Origin of the sequence: Pseudoalteromonas sp. 20-92 (assembly GCF_030847595.1) — a bacterium.
Classification (GTDB): Bacteria; Pseudomonadota; Gammaproteobacteria; order Enterobacterales; family Alteromonadaceae; genus Pseudoalteromonas; species Pseudoalteromonas fuliginea.
On the sequence record NZ_JANJGQ010000002.1, the window covers coordinates 275,170 to 294,902 of the forward strand.

Annotated in this window: 16 protein-coding genes; 8 read left to right on the forward strand and 8 right to left on the reverse strand. The window is 39.7% G+C overall.

The window, feature by feature from the left end:
* Position 1: 1 nt before the first annotated feature.
* Both NRL14_RS03215 and NRL14_RS03220 read left to right on the forward strand, forming a co-directional pair.
* A complete protein-coding gene (locus tag NRL14_RS03215; RefSeq protein ID WP_306723990.1) occupies positions 2-565 on the forward strand; it encodes a hypothetical protein in 564 nt (187 codons plus the stop codon).
* Positions 566-782: 217 nt separating this feature from the next.
* Positions 783-1,175, forward strand: a complete 393-nt coding sequence (locus NRL14_RS03220) for an ACT domain-containing protein (RefSeq protein ID WP_306723991.1) — start codon at positions 783-785, stop codon at positions 1,173-1,175.
* A 156-nt stretch (positions 1,176-1,331) separates the two neighbouring features.
* Here the strand turns inward: NRL14_RS03220 and NRL14_RS03225 are convergent, their stop codons facing one another.
* A complete protein-coding gene (locus tag NRL14_RS03225) occupies positions 1,332-2,213 on the reverse strand; it encodes a LysR family transcriptional regulator (protein ID WP_306723992.1) in 882 nt (293 codons plus the stop codon).
* A 148-nt stretch (positions 2,214-2,361) separates the two neighbouring features.
* Between NRL14_RS03225 and NRL14_RS03230 the strand changes: the two genes are divergently transcribed.
* Positions 2,362-2,967 carry a short chain dehydrogenase gene (locus NRL14_RS03230; protein WP_149606732.1) on the forward strand — a complete coding sequence of 202 codons (606 nt, stop codon included), beginning with the start codon at positions 2,362-2,364 and terminating at the stop codon, positions 2,965-2,967.
* A 454-nt stretch (positions 2,968-3,421) separates the two neighbouring features.
* Here the strand turns inward: NRL14_RS03230 and NRL14_RS03235 are convergent, their stop codons facing one another.
* The 6 genes from NRL14_RS03235 to NRL14_RS03260 form a co-directional block, all read right to left on the reverse strand.
* Positions 3,422-3,814: a hypothetical protein gene (locus tag NRL14_RS03235; protein WP_007376685.1), complete on the reverse strand. Its 393-nt coding sequence runs from the start codon at positions 3,812-3,814 to the stop codon at positions 3,422-3,424.
* A 304-nt stretch (positions 3,815-4,118) separates the two neighbouring features.
* A complete protein-coding gene (locus NRL14_RS03240; RefSeq protein WP_306723993.1) occupies positions 4,119-4,775 on the reverse strand; it encodes a class I SAM-dependent methyltransferase in 657 nt (218 codons plus the stop codon).
* Between the two features lie 28 nt (positions 4,776-4,803).
* On the reverse strand, positions 4,804-8,451 hold the full coding sequence (locus tag NRL14_RS03245; RefSeq protein ID WP_306723994.1) for an AAA family ATPase: 3,648 nt from the start codon (positions 8,449-8,451) through the stop codon (positions 4,804-4,806).
* Positions 8,448-9,695, reverse strand: a complete 1,248-nt coding sequence (locus NRL14_RS03250) for an exonuclease SbcCD subunit D C-terminal domain-containing protein (protein WP_306723995.1) — start codon at positions 9,693-9,695, stop codon at positions 8,448-8,450. Before NRL14_RS03250 ends, NRL14_RS03245 begins: the two co-directional genes overlap by 4 nt.
* Before the next feature lie 79 nt (positions 9,696-9,774).
* Complete coding sequence (locus NRL14_RS03255; protein WP_007376681.1) at positions 9,775-10,011, reverse strand: hypothetical protein; 237 nt, start codon at positions 10,009-10,011, stop codon at positions 9,775-9,777.
* A gap of 134 nt (positions 10,012-10,145) precedes the next feature.
* The gene (locus tag NRL14_RS03260; RefSeq protein ID WP_033041157.1) at positions 10,146-10,382 is read right to left on the reverse strand and encodes a hypothetical protein; all 237 of its coding nucleotides are present in this window, start codon (positions 10,380-10,382) and stop codon (positions 10,146-10,148) included.
* 322 nt (positions 10,383-10,704) lie between these two features.
* Between NRL14_RS03260 and NRL14_RS03265 the strand changes: the two genes are divergently transcribed.
* The 4 genes from NRL14_RS03265 (at position 10,705) to NRL14_RS03280 (ending at position 15,441) form a co-directional block, all read left to right on the forward strand.
* Complete coding sequence (locus NRL14_RS03265) at positions 10,705-13,152, forward strand: M1 family metallopeptidase (protein WP_033041155.1); 2,448 nt, start codon at positions 10,705-10,707, stop codon at positions 13,150-13,152.
* Positions 13,152-13,646 carry a DUF6702 family protein gene (locus NRL14_RS03270; RefSeq protein WP_007376678.1) on the forward strand — a complete coding sequence of 165 codons (495 nt, stop codon included), beginning with the start codon at positions 13,152-13,154 and terminating at the stop codon, positions 13,644-13,646. Before NRL14_RS03265 ends, NRL14_RS03270 begins: the two co-directional genes overlap by 1 nt.
* Before the next feature lie 331 nt (positions 13,647-13,977).
* Entirely contained in the window at positions 13,978-14,583 is a 606-nt protein-coding gene (locus NRL14_RS03275) for an HAD family hydrolase (protein ID WP_007376677.1), read from the forward strand.
* A gap of 132 nt (positions 14,584-14,715) precedes the next feature.
* A complete protein-coding gene (locus NRL14_RS03280) occupies positions 14,716-15,441 on the forward strand; it encodes a YebC/PmpR family DNA-binding transcriptional regulator (RefSeq protein ID WP_007376676.1) in 726 nt (241 codons plus the stop codon).
* 224 nt (positions 15,442-15,665) lie between these two features.
* Here NRL14_RS03280 and NRL14_RS03285 read toward each other — a convergent pair whose 3' ends face one another.
* Positions 15,666-17,846 carry a malate synthase G gene (locus NRL14_RS03285; RefSeq protein ID WP_306723996.1) on the reverse strand — a complete coding sequence of 727 codons (2,181 nt, stop codon included), beginning with the start codon at positions 17,844-17,846 and terminating at the stop codon, positions 15,666-15,668.
* A gap of 242 nt (positions 17,847-18,088) precedes the next feature.
* On the opposite strand from NRL14_RS03285, the gene NRL14_RS03290 reads away from it, so the two are divergent.
* Positions 18,089-19,690 (forward strand): isocitrate lyase, encoded by a 1,602-nt coding sequence (locus tag NRL14_RS03290; protein ID WP_007376673.1) that lies wholly within the window; start codon positions 18,089-18,091, stop codon positions 19,688-19,690.
* The last annotated feature ends 43 nt before the right edge of the window (positions 19,691-19,733 follow it).

Sequence of the window (19,733 nt, forward strand, 5' to 3'; positions counted from 1 at the left end):
CTTGAATACCCAATTAGTTGGCTTAGGTGATACGCAATTTAGCGTGGCGGTATACGTAGCAAAAGCGCCGCCAATGCCGTTTTTTGAAACACTTGAATGCCTAGAGCCGGTTATAAATGAGCAAATAAATACCATAAACCAGCACTGCGGTAATGGTTGGTGCAAAGTGTTTAACGTGTACGCAAAAGTGCTATTTGCCCTGCCAAGTGAGCATTACTCATTTGCCAAACAAGCCTCTACTTGGCAACAATATCGCGATGAGTTTTTACTGCAAAAAAACAGTAAAACCGCCCTGCTATTTAGCGCGCCCAACATTACTATTACGTGTGCAGATAAAGCTACTAGCAATAAAAACCAGTTACACATAATTGCAGGGCGTACGCACGCTAAAAACTTATTACAACAAGGTAAGTTACATGCACAATTTGATTGGCTCGACGACGAGTTTGCAATCGATACCAGTAACAACATTATTGTTTGCCCGTATTTTGATTACAGGCAGCTAAGTAATATAAAAATTGCGAGATTAAGCGAGCTAGTCGCGCAGCTAAAAATGACTAAATAACCTAAACTCTGGATAATAAATCTATCTCAAGCAGCTATTTTCAGCGCTAACTGTGTTGAATTTACTTGCAATAGGCCAGCTATTGACGCGTAAATTCGCCTTGCTTTCACTGAAAATCTCTGGCTAGAGAAATAAATTTAAATATCATTATGATTCAATACGTTAGTAACTTTCTTAACCAGAGTTCAGGTTAAATAACACATTGTAGGGAACGACCATGGCCGGAATTTTAGAGTTAAACGAATTATTAAAATCAATGCAGCCAGAACTAAAACAAGGTGAATACATATTTTGCTGCTTAGCAGGTAAATTGGCTGATTATGTTCATTTAGAGCCACTTGCCACTTATGTTGAAGAGGAAGGGCTAACCCTTATTTTAAAAGCTGAAACTGCCGATAAAGCAGGTATTACTTACGAGGGTAAATATAATTTAATTACTCTTAATGTACATTCAAGCTTAGAGGCAGTCGGTTTAACCGCTGCGGTATCTGCAAAGCTGACTGAGCATGGCATTAGCGCTAATGTGGTAGCTGCGTTTTATCATGACCATATTTTTGTACAAACAGACAAAGCACAGGCCGCGATGAAAGCACTTAGAGAGATTGGTTAGAATTGCTGGCACAGCAACAATCTGATTGATGTGGATATTGGAGCGTCGGGTGGTGCTTCGCTTAACCGACCTACATTTCATGATGCTCATGGCTTAAAATTTTTATTAAATTGTCTAATATCCGCTTTATTTTTATTACAAATAATAGTTTTTGTATCACTCAACAACCAGCTTTGATACCACCCATTTATGCAGTGGATTTTTACTGTAACGCGGATGCCATGCGGCTATTACGTCAAACGGGGCTGGTAACTGTTGTAAATCAATTTTTACCAGCTCTGAGCTTACTGCGCGTGAGGGTAAAAATGCGATGGAGTCTGTAGTTTCTAGATACATTGGTACAATAGAAAAACACGGTGCCGACACAACAACATTGCGTGTTAAATCAAAGCTTTTAAACCAATCGTCAATAGAGCCTTTAAAATTTGGACGCGAAGGCGAGGCAATAATGCTTGGGTAACTGGCTATTTGTGCAAGCGTTGGTTTAGTCCCTGCTATTGATGAGTTAGGTGAGGTAACGCAAATATGTTGCTCTTCAAATAGCTTAACAATGGGGTAAGTACTTGGAATGTAGTCGGGGAAAGCTATCGCTAAATCGACTTTACCGCTTTCCATTAAATCGTGCAGACTATCGAGTTCAAAGTCTCTTATTATTAGCTTTAAATTGGGCGCATGTTCTCTTAGCTCTTTTACAAGTGTAGGCAAAACAACTTGTTGTGCGTAGTCTGTAGCGGCTATTACAAACGCACCATTAACCGTTTGTGGGTCAAATATTTTAGGGGCCAGTAATGTCTGGAAATCGTTTAGTAATTTGTCTATATCTACCGATAGCTCCTCAGCATATGGCGTAGGCACAAAACCGGTAGTTTTTCTTAAAAACAACTGATCGTTAAACACATCACGTAGCTTTTTAAGTTGCTCACTCACTGCTTGCTGGGTTAAGCCCAATTTACTTGCCGCCTTTGATGCGTTTTTTTCACGTATTAGCGCTTGAAATATACGTAGTTGTTTTATATCTAACCTGTCTAATTTGTTCATGCAATTGTCTTTACCGTTTAAGCAGTGGTGCTTAATTTAACATATTACCAAATTTTCTTGTATCACTTACATAAAATGGTTGTTTCAAATTGTTGAGCTGCCCCCTTACTATGCCCCTACACACTAATTTGAATGATTGGAGCAAACAATGAAAACAGTAATTTTAATAGGCGCACGAGGTAAAATGGGTCAAGCGGCATTAACTGGTTTAACTAAGCACAAAGTAATTACGGCGGGTCGCTCTGGCGATGTTGATCATATTGTTGATATTACCAGTGAGCAGTCAATTACTGAGCTGTATGAAAAAGTAGGCCATTTTGATGCCGTAGTTAATACCGTAGGTTTATGCGAGTACGAAACATTTGCAGATATGAGCGAAGCCCAGTGGATGAGCACTATTATGAGCAAAATGATGGGGCAAATTAACCTTGTACGCATTGGTCAAAAGTACATTGCTGATGGCGGTTCATTTACTTTAATTAGCGGTATTTTAAACGTTAAGCCGATTCCGTTTGCGATTGCTGATGCAACAACCAGCGGCGCAATAGATACCTTTGCAAAATGCGTATCACTAGAAATGCCACGAGGCACACGTATTAATGTGGTAAACCCTACCGTACTTGAAGAAGCATGGGGCGTTTACGGCGAAATGATGCCAGGTTTTCAGCCAGTACCAGGCAAACTTGTAGGTAAAGCGTTTGAGCGCTCGGTTGATGGCTTCATTACTGGTGAAGTTATTTTTGTAGACGCATAAAGCCTAATTAGTAGCCTGTTATTGAGAGTAACCTAATGAAAAGTCATGTACTGATATTAATATTAATTTCTATCGCTCTTTCTGGCTGCAGTAGCGTGCCAGTAAGTGGTGTAAATAGTACTGTTGAAAGCCCTACTAATACAAATAAAACGTGTAAAAGGGTACTTAGGCATAAAACACATATTAAGCATTGTAGGCCAGAAACCAAGCTTAATTGATACATGTTACAGGCCGAATAGTTTGCTATTCGGCCTGTAACATTTGAAGCTATTTAATGTAATTAGATTCGATTTAATTCTACAACCATAATAAGTTAGAGTGTGAAGTGGTTGCAGATTTTAATCATTAAAACTTATTTTTTATGAGAAGTTTGAATGTTAATGACTAAATCACTCATAACTGAGGTTATGAACTTAGCCCAGCCTCTGAGAGATTTTTTGATAATTAAGATTGATTAAACTATCGATTCAACAATTTTTAATGCTTTAAGCTCGTTTTCATCGGTAATGCCATCAGCTTCAATCACTTGTTTGAGAAGTTCTAATACAAATACCCTCATTGGTTGATCAATAATATGTGTCATCCGATGTTGAATAAATGAATCTATTTCACCGCTCTGCACGGCTAAAACACATTTTCTGGTCATATCTACAATATAATTATCAAGCTCAATGGCTGAGTTCCACTCGATCTTATGTGCCCATGCTTCAACAACATTTAGCTCTTCATCAGCGATAGAACCATCCACGGTAACAAAAAGTAAAGCAAGGTCTAAAAGTGATTCTTTTTGTAGTTGTTCGACACAGATACCCATATCAAAATTATTTAATAATTGCTCAAACTTCATAACGATCCTTTGATAAAATAAAGATAGAGTATTTGAGCTTATACCAAACCATTTTAAAAAGTAACCTAAATAGGCTTCACAAATTGGGTGTGTTCGATTTTAGACAGTTGAACTTTTAATTGAGATTGCCTTTGTAGGCAAGGCTGAGCTTACTTTACAGGTTATTATTAACTTTGAATCGCTATTTCACTGTATATTTTGCCCACAAACGCGGTGCTAGGTCGTAGTGAAATTTGTACAAAAACACCGAGCTAGTTTACTCGGTGTTTAATAGTTCTTAATAGCGAGTTTGGTTTTGTACAAACTAAACAACGTATCCGCTAAAACCTAGGGCTTTAAAATACAGCTTCGGAATGCCAAATTTGCACTCATTTAGCAGTTCGCTAAAGCGCATTCTATCAAGCGGGTAAAACTCATTTTCTAAGTCATGCCCTGTTTGTGTTTTACCGGTTTCGGTTAAACCCAATTGCGCGCACGTTGTAAGCTGGGCTTCGCGCTCAAATGAAGTTTCGGGGCGCATTAAATCCGCAATATAAAGGTTTGCGTCTTTTTTAAGCCTTCCTTTAATTGCTTTTAATAACTCTTTTTTATCGCCGTTATCTTGTAAAAAATGCATTACTAATAAACATAAAACGGCATCGGCTTTAACCGATAACTTATCAACTGGGCCATTATGTACATCTACGCGGCTTGTTATGCCTTGCTCATCAAATTGCTGCTGTGCGATAGCAAGCATATCGGCTGATGTATCTTGCGCAGTAAATTGCCATGTAGGGTTTAGTGCAGCCAGTGCAAGCACTTCTTTGCCTGTGCCTGCCCCTACTACCAAAATATGTGCATTGTCGCTTAGCGTTGCTTGTAGTTGCGCATTAGTGAGCTGATGTAATAATTCATAACCAGGAACTACACGGGTTATGCGGCTATCGTATTGTGTTGCTTGCTCGCCTGTAAACGTTGGCATTGTATCTCCTTGTTTTCAGTAATGTTGCTTATAAAACTTCAACTGTGGAATATCCACCTGGCTTTTTGGCTACATGCACTTGAGTGGCCACACGCTCGCTCATTTGTGTTACGTGCGATATAACGCCTACTTTTCTGCCTTGTGCTTGCAAAGAATCCAAAGCGTCCATTGCAATGCTTAGGGTTTCGCTGTCTAACGTACCAAACCCTTCGTCAATAAACAAAGAATTGATTTGTACTTTGTTAGATGAAAGCGATGCTAAACCAAGTGCAAGCGCTAGCGATACTAAAAATGACTCACCGCCCGAGAGCGTATTTACAGAGCGTTGCTCGTCGGCCATGTCGCGGTCAATAATCGCAATATCAAGCGTTTGCGCTATGGCGGTTAATTCGTAACGTTTGTTGAGTGTTTTTAAATGGCTGTTGGCATAGTGCAGTAATATTTTTAACGTTTGTGTTTGCGCTAAGTTACGCATGGTTTTACCCGTTGCATCGCCCAATACTTTATTAAGCAAGTGCCACTGCTTTACCTGTGTTTTAAGCGTAGTTAACTCAACTTGCTTACCTTCAAGCGCCTTTGCGTTTTGGTTGTGTTGCTCAATAGCGGTATTAGTTGCTAGTAATGAATTTTGCAGCTGCGTTTGTTGCTCGTGTAAGCTGCTTAATTGCGTACTTAAAGCCTCTGCACTTTGCGTTGGTTTATCGCTACTGTTGTGTTTTTCAAGCGTAAGTTGCTGCTGTTTTAATGCGGCGTTTGCATCTGTTAACGCTTGAGTTAACTGCTCGTGCTGATTTAAATGCGCTTTAATAGTATCGCTACTTAGCGTTAGTAAAATTTTGACCTGTTCGTGCGTTGCATTGCTATATTGCGCTTTAAAGTCAGTAAACCACTGGTTATAACGTGCCTCAAGTGTTGCTAGTTCTTGGCTGTTTTCAAGTAAGCGTTGCTCCACATTTTTAAGCGTTATAGCGTGCTCATCTCGTTGTTTTATAGCGTCGTCATAGGCTTTTTGGCTCGCTTGAACCTGCGATTGTTTTTGCTCTTGCTCACTTGTGAGTTTTGCTTGGTAGTCGTCTGCGCTTATTTGCTCATTATTAAATAAAGCTGAGCGCTCACTTTGTACCGCGTTTAATAGCGCTTTAGCTTTTACAAACTCTTCATTAAGTACTTTTAACGATTGCTCGCTTTTGCTTACAAGCGGGGTAAGCTGCTTTATTTGCTCATTAGCTGTGTGTTGGCATTTTTGGCTTTGCTCAAGTTGCGTTTGAGTGTGCTGGTACTGCGTAACCTGCTCGTGCAGCTCGCTAAGTTCAAGTGTATTGGCTTGAAGTTGTTGCCAAAAATCACTGTTTTCAAATTGGCTATTGAGCGTTGTACCAAGCTCGTTAATTTGCGTACTTAGCTCGCTATGCTTACTCGTTAACTGGTTTTGCTGGTGTGTAAGCTCAAGGTGTTTATTACTCAGTTGCTGCTGTACTTGCTGCTCTGCTTTAAGTGCTGCTTGTAGCTCATTTACTTTAGTTTGCAGTGTACGTTGACGTTTTTGTTGCTCAAAGTATTGCGCTTTCTGATCGTTTAATTGCTTATAAGTTACTTCAAGCTGTTCAGGCGTTAAGTCGTTAAGCTCTGTGCGTGCGCCTTGCATGGTATTTTTAATGTCGAGCTGTTTGGCTTTTGCTGTTTGTATTATTTGCTCAAGTTGTCCGTGTTCAGCAGTTAATACGGCATGTTGAGTTTGATGCTTATGCAGCTCGCTTTGTGCATGGTCAAATTGCTTTTTAGCTATATTAAAAGCATTTTCAAAATCAGTAATTAAGTTATTTAATTGCTGATTTTGATTTACCGCAGGGTGCTCAGTTGCACCGCACACTAAACAAGGCTCATTAGGGCGAAGCTCAGTGCGTAAATGTTCTACGTTTTCGCTGGCTCTTAAGCGCGCTTGGTTAAGTGCGTACTCGCTACCTTTAAGCGCTTGCTCGCTGGTTATTAAATGCTGATTAAGTAAAGTATGGGCTTGCTGGCTTTCATTTAACTGCTGATTAAGTACTTGTTGGCGTTGAGTGCTTTGTTTTAGTTCTGCGTTAAATTGCCCGTAACGCTCGCGCTGCTCTTTTAAGTAATCAATACTTTTTAACTGCGCGTCGCAGTGCTCTGCATTAAATTCATTAAGCTGAGTATTTAATGCCTGTAAAGTTGATTGCTCACCACTAAGTGCCACCTCGCACTGCTGCACTTTATTATTTTGCGCATTTAAAAGATCGTTCTGACCTGCAAGCTCGCTATTAAGAGTTTGGCTTTGCGCAGCGTTTGCGGTTAATTGCTGCTGTGCATTTAAGTAGGTATTGAAGCTTTGCTGATAGTAGCTCCAGTCTTTTGCTAAAACATGCAGCTGTGCATGCTCATTAAGCCATTGCTGGCCTTTAGTTGAGTCGGTATTAGCAAATTCAAGTTCGTTATTGCTTTGTTTAAGCTGCTGTGTGAACTCATCTAATTGAGATTGCTCTTTGGTTATTTGCGACTCTGTGCCTTTTACAGCTTGAGTTTGCAAAGCAATGCTGCTGTCGAGCTCTCTCGCTTTAGCTATAATAGGCGCTGCATTTTGTTTTTGCTCATTGGCGTTATTAAGTAGCTCGGTATGCTTAGCAAGCGCGGTATTACGCTCGTTAATTACCGCTAAATGATCAACACTTTTAAGTGATGTTATTTGCTGAACCAACGCCGTATTTTGATCGGTTAACAAATTAAAACGGCTGCGGTTATCTTTTATTTCAAGCGCTTGTTTAGCTTGTTTTGCCTGCTCGCTTTGCTCAACGATACTTTCAAGCGCTGAGCTTGCTTGTTGCTGGGTTTGCTGTGCTTGCAGTAAGTTTTGCTCAAGCACTGTAGCTTGCTGATACCAGTTAAGTGCTTTTTCGGTTTTGGATAGCTCTTTTTTAGTGTGTTCTGTTTGCACTTTTAAATCGGTTAACTTGGTTTGTTGTAGCTCAAGTTCATCGCGCGTTAACAGAGTATAGCTTTGAAGGCCTGCTTTAAGCGCTTCAAGCTTTGCTACTTGCTCTTTATGGCGCTCAAAAATACGCACGCCAATACGGCTAAATTTATCGGTGCCTGTTAAACACTCTAAAAGCTGCGCTCGCTCATCGCCAGTGGCTTTTAAAAATGCAGCAAACTCATGTTGTGCTAAAAGTACGGCACGGGAGAACTGCTCAAAGTTAAGCCCTATTTTGCTCTCAACTTCTTTTATTGTGTGGCTTTTGTCAGCTATTAAAGTTTCGTCTGGCAGGGTAACTAATGTGTGCTCTGCTACTTTAAGTTTGCCTGTTACTTTTTTATGAGTGCGTGAAATTGTATAGCGCGCGCGATAAAGCTGTTTATCTTGTCCTAAAAAGTCAACCTCGGCGTAGCCTTCCCAGGTACCTCTGCGCAGTAAATTACGCGCGTCATTGAGCTTTATGCTGTCGCCATTAAACTCAATTAAGTTACCTTTATCGCCGCGTAGCCTCGCTGTTTTTGTATAAAGGGCTAAACATATCGCATCTAAAAAAGTACTTTTACCAGCGCCGGTATCGCCTGTTATCGCAAATAAGCCTGCATCTTTTAATGGGGCTTTAGTAAAGTCTATTTCAGCGTCAACTATTGAGGCTAAATTATGAATACGAACTGCGGTTATTTTCATAGTTTTTCTTGCTCCGTAAGCTCGTTTATCACGTCACTTAAAAGTGCTTTTAGCTCATCGGGTACGCTTTGCCCTGCCATGTCTTTATCGTTTGCAAATGCTTGTTCTAATAGGTTTAGTGGGTTGAGCATTTCAACTTCGCTTAAATCTTCAAATACGGTGTTATTGTCATTTTGCGCTGATTGTTCACGTACACGTTCAATACCACAAAATTTAATATGTTTGCCTTCAAGTGCTTGTTCTATTTGTTCTCTGAAGGTGGTGTCGATATCGCTTGATTTAAGCTTTACACGTAAATAAGGCGCTATTGTATTTTGTGCAGTGTCGAGCGCTTTAATTTGCTCGCATAGTTCGCTCAATGGTACACACTCCCCTTTTGGTAAAATAATTACATCGGCAGAGCGCGGAATGTAAAGGGGGTTTACAGTTGTACTAATGTGTTGTTTTTCATCAATAATAAACTCAACAACGTTTACTTGGTGCGTGTAGTTACGCTCTGAAAACGACATAGGGATAGGTGTGCCGCTGTAGCGAATAATATCGCTTTTAGCGACTTGTTGCGCTTTGTGTAAATGCCCAAGGGCAACATAGTTGGCTTGTTTACCAAATACATTGGCTGAAATAGACTCCTCACCACCTATTACTAAGTTACGCTCAGAATCACTTGAGATATCCCCGCCTTTTGCGTGTAAATGCCCCATAACTATTAATGGTGAGTTTTGCTCGTTTATATTAGTAGCGTGTTCTAGTGCAAGCTCGTAAGCTTTTGCAACGCCTTGAGAATAACTAGGACCGCTTTCAGTTTGGCTAAGTAAACTTACATCGCTTGCACGTAAAAATGGCATAGCGACGATTACAGCGCGTTTACCATTGGTATTTATGGTAATAACCGTTTCATCGGGTATTGCGACATCAAAGCGCCCTACTACGTGTGTATCAAATTGCGCTAGTAATGGCTGAGCTGCCAAAATACGATTCGCAGAGTCGTGATTACCCGCAATAATGACTATGTGTAATTGTGGGGATGCCTTTTTGGCGTCTTTAATAAATTGGTAAAGCTGATTTTCGGCGCTAGCGCTTGGAGTTGCGGTATGATAAATATCGCCAGCAACTAAAAGTAAGTCTATTTGTTGTTCAACAAGAGTGGCTAATAACCATGTAAAAAAGGCTTGATGTTCAACACGGCGGTCGTGTTCGTAAAATTGTTGGCCAAGGTGCCAATCTGAGGTGTGGAGGACTTTCATGTCACGCTCTTAAAAAACCAGTAAGAGCGCCAATATACCCAAGGCAGTTAAAGATGCAAGCCTAAGGACCATTTTAAGATTAGGTTAAACTATACCAGCCTACAAAAATAATCGGTAATGCTAGCAATGCCATAATTAGTGGGTACTTTAGTGTTTTAGTTTGCTTAGTTTGTAGCACTTTTAAAGCATTAACTTCGTTACATGCTGCTACTTTATCAATGTAAAAATAACCAGAATCGAGATACTGTTTACAGTTGTTCTCATTTGCCGGGATAGCAATTAGTTCTTGTTGTTTTTTTAGGATATAAAAATCCATGAGTCCACCGCATTTATTGCTACTAATCTATATTTATTTGAGGATAAATGTGACGAATTTATTTGCCTCAAATAAAAGGGTGGGCGATTTTAAATACAAACAGCATTAAAGATCAATAAAAATATTAACTATTTTTAATTTATCGTATAAATAGCCAATATTATTGAGATTGCAGCAATATTTACGCCAATAATAATGCGTTTCTTATTACTTTTTTGTATGGATGGGAACCTTTTTAGCGCATCCTGTTTGTTACATGCCGACACTATATTTACGTATTTGTAGTTATTATTTTGGTAACTTTCAAGCAATTCTTCTTCAGCTGGAATAGCTTCGAGCTGCTGATCTTTTTTAACAATATAAAATTTCATAGCAGTCTCCGTTTTTACTAATGTAATTTGAAGTTAATGTAAGTTAACAAATATACCTACACTGTAGTTTGTTGTAATGAATTAGGGATGAACTCTATAAATTGAGTTGTTTGTTCCTGTTTTAATACTAAGTAATTGTGTTTTTTGTAAACCCCCTTTACAGTTTTGCTCCCGTTTATTTTAGTCATAGTTTTATACATAATAAAAAGCTGTAAAACGTTAGTGAATACCACCTTATAAAAGCTGCACTTTATCGCTAATTTATTGAAGCTAAGCTGTTATTTTGTCAAAGTACCCTTACTAAAATTTATCAGGACTAACAATGAAAAAAATAGGTCTTACGCTGAGCGCTTTTGTATTGCCACTGGCAATGTCGAGTGTTGTTATGGCGTCTTCAGTTGAGCAAACAAAAGGTTCTTATGTTGATAAGTTTCGTCAATTAGACGAAGCTCTGCCAACACCAAATGTTTACCGTAGTGCGGCTGGCGAACCAGGAGAAAAATACTGGCAGCAACGTGTTAATTACGATATTGATGTAAAGCTAGATGAAAAAAAGCACCGTATTACGGGTAGCCAAAGTATTGAATATAAAAATAACTCACCACATACGCTTAAATATTTGTGGTTACAGCTAGATCAAAATATTTTTAAAAGTGACTCTATTGCCGAAACAACAAAAACATTTAAAAGCACTTTAAAAAGCCTACCAGCTCAAAAGCCTGCTAAATTAAGTTTAGGTGAGCTACGTCGTCAGCAATTTATGAGCGACAACGAACTTGGTTACACTATTAGTGGTGTTAAAGACGAAGACGGCAAAGAGCTGCGCGTAACTGTTGTTGATACTTTAATGCGCGTTGATTTAAACGAGCCATTAAAACCAGGTAAAGAAGTAGAATTTAGCATGAACTTCGCCTTCAACATTGTTGAAGAAGATGCTGTAGGTGCACGTTCTGGTTACGAGCATTTTGAAGAAGACGGCAACGACATATTCTTAATTGCTCAGTGGTTCCCTCGCTTAGCCGCTTATACCGATTACGAAGCATGGACAAACAAGGCATTTTTAGGTTCTGGTGAGTTTACGCTTGAGTTTGGTGATTACGATGTTGAGATTACTGTTCCTGCTGATCACATTGTATCGGCAACAGGTAAGCTTGATAACGCGAGCAAAGTACTAACAAGTACGCAGCGCAAACGTTTAAAGCAAGCTGAAACATCTAAGCGTCCTGTGTTTATTGTTAACGCAGAAGAAGCGCTAGAAAACGAAAAAGAAGGCACCGACAAAACTAAAACGTGGCACTTTAAAGCGCAAAACGTACGCGACTTTGCTTGGGCGTCTTCTCGTAAGTTTATGTGGGATGCAAAAGGTTATCAACAAGGTGGTGACGTTCAGCCTTTAGTTATGGCAATGTCGTTCTTCCCTAAAGAAGGTGGTGACTTATGGAAAAAGTACTCAACTGAAGCGGTTGTACACACAATGGAAGTGTACTCTAAGTATTCTTTTGATTACCCGTACCCAACTGCACAGTCGGTTAATGGCCCCGTTGGTGGTATGGAATACCCAATGATCACCTTTAACGGTCCACGTACTAAGTTACAAGATGATGGTACTCGTACTTATTCTCAAGCTGAAAAGCGCTTTTTACTTGGCGTAGTTATTCATGAAGTTGGCCATATTTACTTTCCGATGATTGTAAATTCGGATGAGCGCCAATGGACGTGGATGGATGAAGGCTTAAACAGCTTTTTAGATGGTGTTGCTGGTCGTGAATGGGATCCTACTATTCCTTGGGGTGTTGAGCCTCGCGATATAGTGAGCTATATGAAGTCTGAAAACCAAGTACCTGTTATGACTCAGTCAGACAGTGTATTACGTTTAGGCCCTAATGCTTATACTAAACCTGCCGCAGCCCTTAATATTTTACGTGAAGTGATTTTAGGCCGTGACTTATTCGACTTTGCATTTAAAGAGTATGCTCAGCGCTGGAAATACAAGCGCCCTACCCCAGCTGATTTTTTCCGCACAATGGAAGAAGCCTCTGGTGTTGATTTAGATTGGTTTTGGCGTGGCTGGTTTTACACCACAGACCATGTTGATATCTCTTTAGATAAAGTATATCAACTACGTTTAGACACTAAAAACCCTGATATTGATTACAGCCGTTTACGTGATATTGAAGCAGATAAGCCTACGTCATTATTTGTTGAGCGTAACCGCGCCGAAGGTAAAAAAACATGGGTTGAGCAAAACCCTGATGTTACCGACTTTTATGACGAAAACGACCGCTTTACTGTAACCAATAAAGAACGTAACTCGTACAATAAGTTTTTAAAAGGCTTAGAGCCGTGGGAGCGTAAAACGCTTGAGCGCGCTTTAGAAGAAGATAAAAACTATTATGTAATGGAATTTTCAAACCTAGGTGGTTTGGTAATGCCTATATTACTTGAGCTAACATATGAAGATGGCACAACCGAAGAGCGTTATATTCCTGCTGAAATTTGGCGTCGTAATTATAAAAACGTTCAAAAGCTGATTGTTACCGATAAAAACAAGCCGCTTGTATCAGTGACTGTCGATCCAGGTTGGGAAACAGCTGATGTAGATGTTGAAAACAACAATTACCCTCGCCGTATTATTCCTTCACGTATTGAAGTGTTTAAAAAGGAAAAGAGTAAAGCTAAAGTGAGTCGCGATATCATGCAAGATATTAAAACTGAGCTTAAAAGTGATGAGAAAAAAGACGAAAAGGATGACGGTGAGGAGCAGCAATAATGCGCTTTTTGCTTATTATTGTTTGCCTTTTAGTTGCTGCGCCAAGTATAGCGCATCAACTAAAATCGTCAGTTACAACGGTGCTTTTTAACAAACGAACGCATAATGTTGAGTTAATGCATCGCTTTTATTTACATGATACCGAACATGCCGTAGGAACATTATTTGAAGGCAAAATCGATATTATTAGTAATAAAACCGATCAACAACGTTTTGCTAAGTATGTTGAATCGCACGTTGCGCTACAAACGCTAAGTGGTGAATCTATACCGCTTAGCTTTGTAGGTGCACAAGTTGATGGAAAGTTTTTTTGGGTTTACCAAGAAGCACCTATACCAAAAGGGATTGAAGGGATTAAAATGAGTAATGGTGCACTACGTGATTTATGGCCAACTCAGGTGAATATGGTTAATGTTGAGGGGAAAGGTAGGATTAAAACCTTAAACTTTGCCCAAGATGATACATGGCTTGAAGCCCGCTTCGAGCAAAATTAATTATTATTTGAATAAACCTTTCCCAATCTACGCGCACTGTAATTAATGTGCGCGTATTCTCTTCTTTTGTTTAAGATACATTCATAATTGATCTGTACTATGTAAAGTACCGTAAAATTAATCAAATTGTATTGTATATTTACCTTGTTTCGCGCAATCTAAAGGTAATTACTAAGTTTTTATTTTTTCTTTATTATCAGTTGATTGATGTGTTTACGCATTATTAATTTAAATATAGTTGATGTTATTTCCCCATAATTTGGGCATAAGTAGTAGAGCATTTTATGTTTAAAGTACGTTTAGTTAATTATTATTACACCCAAGGAATGATATGACGACTCAGGTAGAGGCTATTCATGGTGTTATTTTTGATTTAGATGGCACATTGGTATCGTCTGAATTAGATTTTTCGCTTATAAAAGCACAAATAGGCTGTCCTTGTGAGCAGGACTTACTCGATTTTATAGCGCAACTCCCATCACCTTACATGCGTGAAGAAGCTATGAATATTGTGCATCAGCATGAGTTACTCGATGCTCAACATGCCACGTTATTACCAGGTGTTAGCGAAGCTATTGCACAGTTAAAAGCTAAAAAAATTCCAATGGCTATAGTTACTCGAAACTTTGATAAAGCAGCATCAATAAAACTTCAGAATAATCCATTACCTATCAGCACGGTTTTAACGCGAAGCGACGCACCCGCAAAACCAGATCCAAGTGCATTAAATGCAATTGCTACGCTTTGGGATATTAGTTCTGCTAATTTGCTCTACGTTGGTGATTACTTATATGACATACAAGCTGCACACAACGCAGATATGCGTGCTTGTTTATATGCTCCTGATGTAACTCCTGGTTATGCAGATCAAGCTGACTACGTTTTACATGACTTTTATGAGCTAGTTGGATTAATTGATAATTACTCAGAAAATTAGAGTTATGTTAAATAGCGTGTTACTTAATTTAATTAGTAATAAGTAGTACACTATTTAAATTACAAAACTAGCCCAATACGTTTTGAATTGGTAAAATACTGCAAAACGTAACGTATTCATTAGAGGCACAAAATGGGCAGAGCATTTGTAGTTCGTCAAAGTTCTATGATCAAAACGGCTAATGCTAAAACGAAAATAAACTCAAGGTATGGTAAAGAGATTTACGTTGCAGCAAAAAGTGGTGAACCCGATCCCGAAGTAAATCAAACATTACGCCGCCTAATCGAAAAAGCTAAAAAAGACCAAGTTCCCGCACACGTTATTGAAAAAGCAATTGAGAAAGCAGCCGGTGGAGCAGGGGAAGACTATTCAGTTGCCCGTTACGAAGGCTATGGCCCTGGTAATTGCATGGTTATTGTTGACTGTTTGACCGATAATCCGAACCGTACTATCAAAGATGTACGTTTGCCATTTACTAAAACAGACTCAAAAATTGGTACTCCTGGCTGTGTAGCGCATATGTTTGATCATTATGCGGTACTTGGCTTTGCAGGCGATGACGATGAGGTCGTATTAGAAGCATTAATGATGGCTGATGTTGATGTAACCGACGTTGAAGCCGAGGACGGTAAAATATCGGTATTTGCACCGCCAACAGAATACTTTAAAGCTAAAACAGCCCTTGAAGACGCATTTGAAGGCATTAACTTTGAAGTAGATGAAATTACGTTTATTCCTCAAGTTAATATTGAAATTGAAGACGAAGAAGTTATCGCTAACTTCGATAAGTTTATAAATATGCTTGAAGATTGTGACGATGTACAAAATATTTATCACAATGCGATTGTAAAAAATTAAACGTAAACGGTTAAAAGCTTTAAAAAGCGTGTTTTGTGTATGCAAAACACGCTTTTTTACGTTTGAATAAATGTTAGATATTCATGTGTATTATGCTTATTTGAATATATATTTTTAAAATGCCATAAAAGCGCTGCTATTTTAATTCTAGGCGATAAAAAACCAGCCCGAAGGCTGGTTTGACTCAAAAAACAACTCAAGCACGTGTTAAAAATTTGGAGTGATTAACAATGTTGTGCTTTGTATTTAATACGGTAGCTATGCAGTAATGGTTCAGTGTAACCACTAGGCTGTGTTACGCCATCTAAAACTAATGCAGTAGCGGCTTGAAACGCAATGCTGTTATTAAGGGTTTCTTCGTCTGTTGCCATGGGTGTATAGGCAGTGTCATGCTCGTTTTGACCATCAACCACTTTGGCCATTTTAGCCATGGTTGATTTTATTTGCGCCTGTGAGCACACGCCATTTAGCAACCAATTAGCCATATGCTGGCTTGAAATACGCAGTGTTGCTCTGTCTTCCATTAGCCCAATATGGTTAATGTCAGGTACTTTTGAACAGCCTACTCCTTGATCAATCCAACGTACAACGTAACCTAAAATACCTTGTGCGTTGTTTTCTAGCTCACTTTGAATATCTTCTTTTGAGAGCGTTTTAGGGTCTGCCATTAGCGGCGGTGTAAGCAGGTCATTAAGGCTAGCAATAGTACGTTTAGCAATACTTTGCTGCTCAGTAAATACGTTTATATCGTGATAATGCATTGCATGCAGGGTAGCGGCTGTAGGGGAGGGCACCCATGCTGTATTAGCGCCTGATTTAGGGTGAGCTTGTTTTTGCTCCATCATTAATGCCATTTTATCTGGCATTGGCCACATGCCTTTACCTATTTGTGCTTTATGACTCAAGCCACAAGCAAGGCCAATATCGACATTGCGATCCTCGTAAGCTTGTATCCATGGTTGCTGTTTAATCTGTGCTTTTGGAAGTACAACGCCCGCTTGCATAGAGGTATGAATTTCATCGCCGGTACGGTCTAAAAATCCAGTATTTATAAATACAACACGCTCTTTAGCTGCACAAATACAGGCTTTTAGGTTTACAGAAGTGCGGCGTTCTTCATCCATAATACCCATTTTAAGCGTGTTTTTAGGTAAGCTTAGCGCTTCCTCTACTAAGCTAAATAAAGTGTTAGTAAACGCTACCTCTTCAGGGCCGTGCATTTTTGGTTTTACTATATTAATACTTTGCGCGCTTGAATTTTTTATACCTGTTTTTTTATTTAGGTCGTGCAGGGCTGCGGTCGCAGTAAACATCGCATCCATAATGCCTTCAAATACCGGTTGATTGTACACATCGGTAATAGCAGGGTTCGTCATTAAATGGCCAACGTTTCTTACAAACATCATGCTACGGCCTTTTAAAGTAACTGTGCCACCATCAAGTGCGGTGTATGTTTTATCACTTTGCAGAGTACGCTCTACAGTTTTATCGCCTTTTTTAAACGATTCAACTAAGTTACCTTGCATCAACCCAAGCCAATTTTTATAAACTTGTACTTTATCTTCTGCATCTACCGCAGCTACTGAATCTTCACAATCCATAATGGTGGTAAGCGCGGCCTCTAGCACTACATCTTTTAATCCTGCTTTATCAGCTTGGCCAATAATGTGGTGATGATCGATATGTAGCTCTATATGTAAGCCATTGTTTTTTAATAACACTACAGTTGGATTTTGCGCTTCTCCTTGATAGCCAATAAGCTGAGATGGATTAGCTAATGTGGTTTGAGAGCTATCACGCAAGGTAATTAAAAGTGCGCCATCTACTACTGAGTAATTCGTGCTTTCTATATGCGAGCCATTGGTCAACGGCAATGCTTTATCTAAAAACTGGCGAGCGTAGGCCATTACTTTAAAACCACGAACAGGATTGTAGGTATTGCCTTTTTCAGCTCCATCGTCTTCGCTTAGTACATCAGTACCGTATAAAGCGTCGTATAACGAGCCCCAACGCGCGTTAGCGGCATTAAGTGCAAAGCGTGCGTTACTTACAGGCACAACCAATTGAGGGCCTGCAGTAAGGGCTACTTCAGGCTCTACATTTTGGGTTTCAATTGTAAAGTTGGCAGGCTCTTTTACCAAGTAGCCAATATCTTGTAAAAAGGCATGGTACTTGGCGCTATTCCACGTTTTATTAGCTAGATGATAGTCATCTATTTGCTGTTGAAGCAGCTCTCGCTTTTCAAGCAGTGCCTTATTTATAGGGGTAAGCGTTTGAACGATATGTGCAAAGCTTTGCCAAAATTGCAGCTCACTTAAGTGAGTGCCAGGGAGTAATTGGCTTTTAACAAAATCAGCGAGTTGTGTGTCTACGCTGAGTCCTGAGTGTGTGAGAGTGTGGGACATAATTGCCCTCCTTAAACGGTCGCGATGTTGTTGTGCGCTTGTGCGTTAAGGCAACAATAACGCAAAAAAGCAATGTTGAGTGCTTTTTAGCCATTCATAAAATATATAGCCGTAATAACAACTATAAATTTACTAAATCTAAAAAATGAGCCTAATGTTGATTTAAGCGCTACGGAGCATGAGCAACGTAGCCACTCTCACAACACTAAAATTATTTACACACCCGTTCGAAGGATTTTATTATGACAACATATCAACGCGAAACAGACACACTCTCAACTCTTTGCCAATCTCAAGGTAGCGCATGGCACGCAATCAACCCTGAATATGCAAGCCGCATGCGCTTGCAAAACCGTTTCCGTACTGGGATTGAAATTGCACAATACACAGCAGACGTAATGCGTGAAGATATGGCAGCATATGACGCAGATACAAGCCAGTACACACAATCTTTAGGCTGTTGGCATGGTTTTACTGCACAACAAATGATGATGGCTATTAAGCGCCATCAAAAAACAACTAAACGCAGCTATGTATACTTAAGTGGCTGGATGGTTGCAGCGCTTCGCTCTGCATTTGGTCCGCTGCCAGATCAAAGCATGCACGAAAAAACATCGGTACCTGCATTAATTGAAGAAATTTACACATTTTTAAAGCAAGCAGATGCACGTGAACTAGACCACTTGTTTAACGACCTAGATGAAGCAAAAGCGAACGGAGGCGATGTTCAAGCTGTTATTGATAAAATAGACAACTTTGAAACCCATGTTGTGCCAATTATTGCTGATATTGACGCAGGTTTTGGTAACGAAGAAGCAACTTACTTACTGGCTAAAAAAATGATTGAAGCCGGTGCGTGTGCCATTCAAATAGAAAACCAAGTATCTGACGCTAAACAATGTGGTCACCAAGCGGGTAAAGTGACCGTTCCACACGAAGACTTTTTAGCAAAAATTAACGCAGTACGTTACGCCTTTTTAGAGCTAGGTATTGATAACGGTATTATTGTGGCACGTACAGATTCATTGGGTGCCAGCCTTACGCAAAAGGTACCTGTTTCGCAAACGCCAGGTGACTTAGCAAGCCAATACAATGCATTTTTAGAAACCACGCCAATTAACGGTGTTGATGACTTAAATGAAGGCGACACGGCAATGAAAATTAATGGCCAGTTATGTAAACCAACTCGTCTAGATAACGGTTTATTCCAATTCCGTGAAGGCACGGAAAAAGATCGTGTAGTACTAGATTGTATTACTAGCTTGCAGTCGGGCGCTGATTTACTGTGGATTGAAACAGAAAAACCACATGTTAAACAAATTGCAGAACTGGTAAATCGTGTAAAAGAACACGTGCCAAATGCAAAACTGGTATACAACAACTCGCCTTCGTTTAACTGGACGCTTAAGTTTCGTGAGCAAGTGTATCAAGAGTGGGAAGAGGCAGGCCGTGACCTTAGTGCTTACCCAAGTCTTGGCGATAATAAAGGCCTTATGGCACCAGAAATGGATGCAACAGAGCTTGCGCAAGCAGCCGATTTACTAGTGCAAAACTTCCAGCGCGATGGCGCACGTGAAGCCGGTATTTTCCATCACTTAATAACCTTGCCGACATACCATACAGCTGCGCTAAGCACTGATATTTTATCAGAAGGTTACTTTGGCGATATGGGTATGCTGGCTTATGTACGTGACGTACAACGCCAAGAAATTCGCCGTGAGCAAGCATCGGTTAAGCACCAAGATTTAGCAGGGTCTAACATGGGCGATACGCACAAAGAATACTTCTCTGGTGATAATGCGCTAAAAGCCGGTGGTGAAGACAACACCATGAACCAGTTTTAATTCCTAACTAGATAGTGTTACTCAAGGGCCAATAGGCCCTTTT

Bases quoted from the DNA above. Each gene is read 5' to 3' on its own strand.
- NRL14_RS03230 (WP_149606732.1), top strand. From the start codon at position 2,362: ATGAAAACAGTAATTTTAATAGGCGCACGAGGTAAAATGGGTCAAGCG.
- NRL14_RS03225 (WP_306723992.1), bottom strand. From the start codon at position 2,213: ATGAACAAATTAGACAGGTTAGATATAAAACAACTACGTATATTTCAA.
- NRL14_RS03245 (WP_306723994.1), bottom strand. From the start codon at position 8,451: ATGAAAATAACCGCAGTTCGTATTCATAATTTAGCCTCAATAGTTGAC.
- NRL14_RS03285 (WP_306723996.1), bottom strand. From the start codon at position 17,846: ATGTCCCACACTCTCACACACTCAGGACTCAGCGTAGACACACAACTC.
- NRL14_RS03250 (WP_306723995.1), bottom strand. From the start codon at position 9,695: ATGAAAGTCCTCCACACCTCAGATTGGCACCTTGGCCAACAATTTTAC.
- NRL14_RS03255 (WP_007376681.1), bottom strand. From the start codon at position 10,011: ATGGATTTTTATATCCTAAAAAAACAACAAGAACTAATTGCTATCCCG.
- NRL14_RS03235 (WP_007376685.1), bottom strand. From the start codon at position 3,814: ATGAAGTTTGAGCAATTATTAAATAATTTTGATATGGGTATCTGTGTC.
- NRL14_RS03275 (WP_007376677.1), top strand. From the start codon at position 13,978: ATGACGACTCAGGTAGAGGCTATTCATGGTGTTATTTTTGATTTAGAT.
- NRL14_RS03280 (WP_007376676.1), top strand. From the start codon at position 14,716: ATGGGCAGAGCATTTGTAGTTCGTCAAAGTTCTATGATCAAAACGGCT.
- NRL14_RS03265 (WP_033041155.1), top strand. From the start codon at position 10,705: ATGAAAAAAATAGGTCTTACGCTGAGCGCTTTTGTATTGCCACTGGCA.
- NRL14_RS03220 (WP_306723991.1), top strand. From the start codon at position 783: ATGGCCGGAATTTTAGAGTTAAACGAATTATTAAAATCAATGCAGCCA.
- NRL14_RS03270 (WP_007376678.1), top strand. From the start codon at position 13,152: ATGCGCTTTTTGCTTATTATTGTTTGCCTTTTAGTTGCTGCGCCAAGT.
- NRL14_RS03290 (WP_007376673.1), top strand. From the start codon at position 18,089: ATGACAACATATCAACGCGAAACAGACACACTCTCAACTCTTTGCCAA.
- NRL14_RS03240 (WP_306723993.1), bottom strand. From the start codon at position 4,775: ATGCCAACGTTTACAGGCGAGCAAGCAACACAATACGATAGCCGCATA.
- NRL14_RS03260 (WP_033041157.1), bottom strand. From the start codon at position 10,382: ATGAAATTTTATATTGTTAAAAAAGATCAGCAGCTCGAAGCTATTCCA.